The following is a 3,690-nucleotide window of genomic DNA, read 5'->3' on the forward strand; positions in this document are numbered from 1 at the left end:
CTGTTACCAAGGGGCAGGCGGCGGTGCCGTCAAATGCTCCGTCAGGCGGGACACGCGGTCACGGAAGCGGCGGCGCCCCCGTGTCGCCGGCAGCACGTTCTCCCCGGCCGCCGCGCTCACCAGGTGCTGCACGGTGTCCAGGTCCAGGTCCGTGCCCTCGGGTACGGGGAGCGACTCGTGGGCCAGGGAGGTCAGTTCACGGTTCTCGGAGCCGAGGGAGAGGACGGTCGCCCCGGCCCGGCGGGCGTCGTGCACCCGTTCCAGGAGCGGGTCACCGGGGCCCTCCGGCGACACCACCAACAGCGTCTCACCGCGCCGGGCCGCCTCGATCCGGCCGAGCCCGACGGCCAGGTGCGCCGGATCCGAGGGGCGCGCGTCATGCCGTACGAGAGTCGGTGCCAACTCCGGCGTGCCCGACCACGCGGCCTCGTCGACGAGGTGCGCCGCGAGATGCCACGGCTCGTACGCGGGCGTGCCCACCAGCAGCAGCCCACCCCCGTGCGACACCACCGACCCGCGCAACACCCCCGCGAACCGTCGCGTGGCCCCCAACCACTCGGTCCCGGCGAGCACTTCACGCAGCAGCGCGACCCGTACGGCATCCATGTCCGCGCATCCTGCCTCAACCGGCCACTCGTGACGTGGAGTTCACCACGAATTCGCCCAACTTGGGGATGGTGCGGGCTCATCGGTCCCACAAGGAGTCACCTCATGACAGAAACCTCGGAAACCTCGGAAACCTCGGAAACCGCAGAAGCCGCAGAAGCCGCAGAAGCAACCGTCCCCTTCGTAGCCGGCCAGGGAGGCTACGCGAGCTACCGCATCCCGGCCGTCGTGGTCACCGCCGCCGGCACGCTCCTGGCGTTCTGCGAGGGCCGCGTCGACTCCGCGAGCGACCACGGCCACATCGAGATCGTCCTACGGCGCTCCACGGACGGCGGCCGCACCTGGGGCCCGCTCACCGCCGCCGCCACCAACGGCGCCCACCTCGCGGGCAACCCCGCCCCCGTCGTCCTCGACACCGGCCGCATCCTGCTCGTGTACGTCCGCGCGACCGCCACCGCCACCGAGGACGCCATCCTGCGCGGCCAGGTGAAGCCGGCCGACGGGCGCAGGATCTGGGTGCGGTACAGCGACGACGACGGTGTCACCTGGTCGAGTTCGAAGGAGATCACCGAGCAGGTGAAGAAGCCCGAGTGGCGCTGGTACGCCACCACGCCCGGACACGCGCTCCAGTTGAGCACCGGCCGGGTGGTCGTCGCCGCCAACCACACGATCCCGCCGACCGGCACCGACGTAGGCAATGAGGCGAAGTACAACAGCGGCCACTGTCTGCTCAGCGACGACAAGGGCGAGACCTGGTCCCTCGGTTACCTCGACGAGAACCCGGACGGCTACGTCAACTGCAACGAGACCACCGCCGAACTCCCGGACGGGCGCGTCTACTTCAACACCCGCAACGACTCGACGTCTCCCGGCAACCGCGCCGACGCGTACTCGCAGGACGGCGGGAAGACCCTCGTCAAACCCTTCCGCCCGCAGGCCGGCCTCACCGCCCCCGTCTGCGAGGCGAGTGTCCTCCAACTCCGCGACCCCGACGTGCTGTTGTACTCCGGCCCCGGCGACCCGGCCGCCCGCGCCCTGATGACCCTGCGCGCCTCCACCGACGCCGGCACCACCTGGCGTCCGGTGCACACGGTCGACGGCCTGCCCGCCGCCTACTCCGACCTCGTACGGATCGACGACGACACGGTCGGACTCCTCTACGAGACCGGCGACTTCGGGCCGTACGAGACGATCACCTTCCGACGGGTGCCCGTGACGGACCTCACCTGAGCCGATACGGGTGCGGAGGCGGACGTAAAGTCGGCCCATGACCTCTACCGACAGTGCTGCACAGACCCCCGCGACGGCCTCCGGGACCGCCCCCGCGAAGGCCCCCGCCAAGGACCCGTGGGACCTCCCCGACGTCTCCGGACTGGTCGTCGGCGTGCTCGGCGGGACCGGGCCGCAGGGCAAGGGCCTCGCCTACCGGCTCGCCAAGGCCGGCCAGAAGGTGATCATCGGCTCCCGCGCCGCCGACCGCGCGCAGGCCGCCGCCGAAGAACTCGGCCACGGTGTCGAGGGCGCCGACAACGCCGAGACCGCGCGCCGCAGCGACGTCGTGATCGTCGCCGTGCCCTGGGACGGCCACGGCAAGACCCTGGAGTCGCTGCGCGAGGAACTGGCCGGCAAGCTCGTCGTCGACTGCGTCAACCCGCTCGGCTTCGACAAGAAGGGCGCCTACGCGCTGAAGCCGGAGGAGGGCAGCGCCGCCGAACAGGCCGCCGCCCTGCTGCCGGACTCGCGGGTCGCCGCCGCCTTCCACCACCTGTCGGCCGTGCTGCTCATGGACACGGAGATCGCCGAGATCGACACCGACGTGATGGTGCTGGGCGAGGAGCGCGCCGACGTCGAGATCGTGCAGGCGCTGGCCGGCCGTATCCCCGGCATGCGCGGTGTCTTCGCCGGACGGCTGCGCAACGCGCACCAGGTGGAGTCCCTGGTCGCGAACCTGATCTCCGTCAACCGCCGCTACAAGGCACACGCGGGGCTGCGCGTCACCGACGTGTGAGCCGGGGAAGCCGATGGGGGACACTGGTCGACGCGGACAAGCAGTGTCCCCCCGAGACGCAGACAAGCAGTGTTCCCCCCCGACAGGAGCCGACCCCATGCCCCGCCTCTCCCTCCTCGCCGCTATCGCGTGCGTGTTCGCCACGGCCGCGGCGGTCCTCTCGTTCCTCCAGGGCAACTGGATCGGGATCGTGTGGGTGATGGTCGTAGGCCTGTCGTCCAACATGAGCTGGTACTACCTGCGCCGGGAGCGCGCGGAGCGCAAGTCCGTCACTGGCTGATCGAGCAGTACTCGTTGGTGCCCTGCCAGAAGCGGTACAGGTTCTGACCGCAGTAGGTTTCCAGGTCGCTGATGCCGAGCCCGCGCAGGATCGCGTCGATCACGTCGAAGAAGTACGTGTTGATCGACGGCACCCACAGCAGCGCGAACACGAACAGCAGGCCGAACGGCGCGAACGGCTCCACCTGCCGCTTGACGTTGTACGACAGCCAGGGCTCGATCACGCCGTAGCCGTCCAGGCCCGGCACCGGCAGGAAGTTCAGCAGCGCGGCCGTGACCTGGAGCAGCGCGAGGAACGCCAGCGCGAACCGGAAGTCCCGCGGCACCCCGTCCAGCGAGTGCAGCCAGAACGGCGCGGTGCAGACGGCCGCGAACAGGACGTTCGTCAGCGGACCGGCCGCCGAGATCAGACTGTGCTTCCAGCGGCCCTGGATCCGGTTGCGCTCGATGAACACCGCGCCACCGGGCAGCCCGATGCCGCCCATGATGACGAAGATCACGGGGAGCACGATGCTGAGCAGCGCGTGCGTGTACTTCAGCGGGTTGAGGGTGAGATAGCCCTTCGAGCCGACCGAGATGTCACCGCTGTGCAGGGCGGTGCGCGCGTGCGCGTACTCGTGCAGACACAGGGAGACGATCCAGGCCGCCGTCACGAACAGGAACACGGCGATGCCCGGCTTCTCGGCGAACCCGGTCCAGGTGGCCCAGCCGGTCACCGCCGTGACGGCCAGGATCCCGAGGAAGACGGGACTGATCCGCCGGTCGCTCGGGCGGGTGGTGGTGGCGGTCATGGGGGT

The 3,690-nt window shown here is 70.3% G+C and carries 5 protein-coding genes; 3 read left to right on the forward strand and 2 right to left on the reverse strand.

What is annotated here, in order from left to right:
- Positions 1-3: 3 nt before the first annotated feature.
- Complete coding sequence (locus tag ACNFOC_RS52230) at positions 4-606, reverse strand: hypothetical protein (protein WP_416965999.1); 603 nt, start codon at positions 604-606, stop codon at positions 4-6.
- 105 nt (positions 607-711) lie between these two features.
- On the opposite strand from ACNFOC_RS52230, the gene ACNFOC_RS52235 reads away from it, so the two are divergent.
- From ACNFOC_RS52235 to ACNFOC_RS52245, 3 genes are all read left to right on the forward strand, one after another.
- Positions 712-1,836: a sialidase family protein gene (locus tag ACNFOC_RS52235; RefSeq protein ID WP_416966000.1), complete on the forward strand. Its 1,125-nt coding sequence runs from the start codon at positions 712-714 to the stop codon at positions 1,834-1,836.
- A 37-nt stretch (positions 1,837-1,873) separates the two neighbouring features.
- Complete coding sequence (npdG, locus tag ACNFOC_RS52240; RefSeq protein WP_200691542.1) at positions 1,874-2,614, forward strand: NADPH-dependent F420 reductase; 741 nt, start codon at positions 1,874-1,876, stop codon at positions 2,612-2,614.
- Positions 2,615-2,711: 97 nt separating this feature from the next.
- Positions 2,712-2,894: a hypothetical protein gene (locus ACNFOC_RS52245; protein WP_416966001.1), complete on the forward strand. Its 183-nt coding sequence runs from the start codon at positions 2,712-2,714 to the stop codon at positions 2,892-2,894.
- On the opposite strand, the gene ACNFOC_RS52250 is transcribed toward ACNFOC_RS52245, so the two are convergent.
- A complete protein-coding gene (locus ACNFOC_RS52250) occupies positions 2,884-3,684 on the reverse strand; it encodes a site-2 protease family protein (protein ID WP_416966002.1) in 801 nt (266 codons plus the stop codon). The two genes, ACNFOC_RS52245 and ACNFOC_RS52250, sit on opposite strands and share 11 nt — an antisense overlap.
- Positions 3,685-3,690: the final 6 nt, after the last annotated feature.

It is taken from the genome of Streptomyces colwelliae (assembly GCF_048158785.1).
Classification (GTDB): domain Bacteria; phylum Actinomycetota; class Actinomycetes; order Streptomycetales; family Streptomycetaceae; genus Streptomyces.

Excerpts from the sequence above, each read along its gene's own strand:
- ACNFOC_RS52230 (WP_416965999.1), bottom strand. The coding sequence starts at position 606 with ATGGATGCCGTACGGGTCGCGCTGCTGCGTGAAGTGCTCGCCGGGACC.
- ACNFOC_RS52235 (WP_416966000.1), top strand. The coding sequence starts at position 712 with ATGACAGAAACCTCGGAAACCTCGGAAACCTCGGAAACCGCAGAAGCC.
- npdG (WP_200691542.1), top strand. The coding sequence starts at position 1,874 with ATGACCTCTACCGACAGTGCTGCACAGACCCCCGCGACGGCCTCCGGG.
- ACNFOC_RS52245 (WP_416966001.1), top strand. The coding sequence starts at position 2,712 with ATGCCCCGCCTCTCCCTCCTCGCCGCTATCGCGTGCGTGTTCGCCACG.
- ACNFOC_RS52250 (WP_416966002.1), bottom strand. The coding sequence starts at position 3,684 with ATGACCGCCACCACCACCCGCCCGAGCGACCGGCGGATCAGTCCCGTC.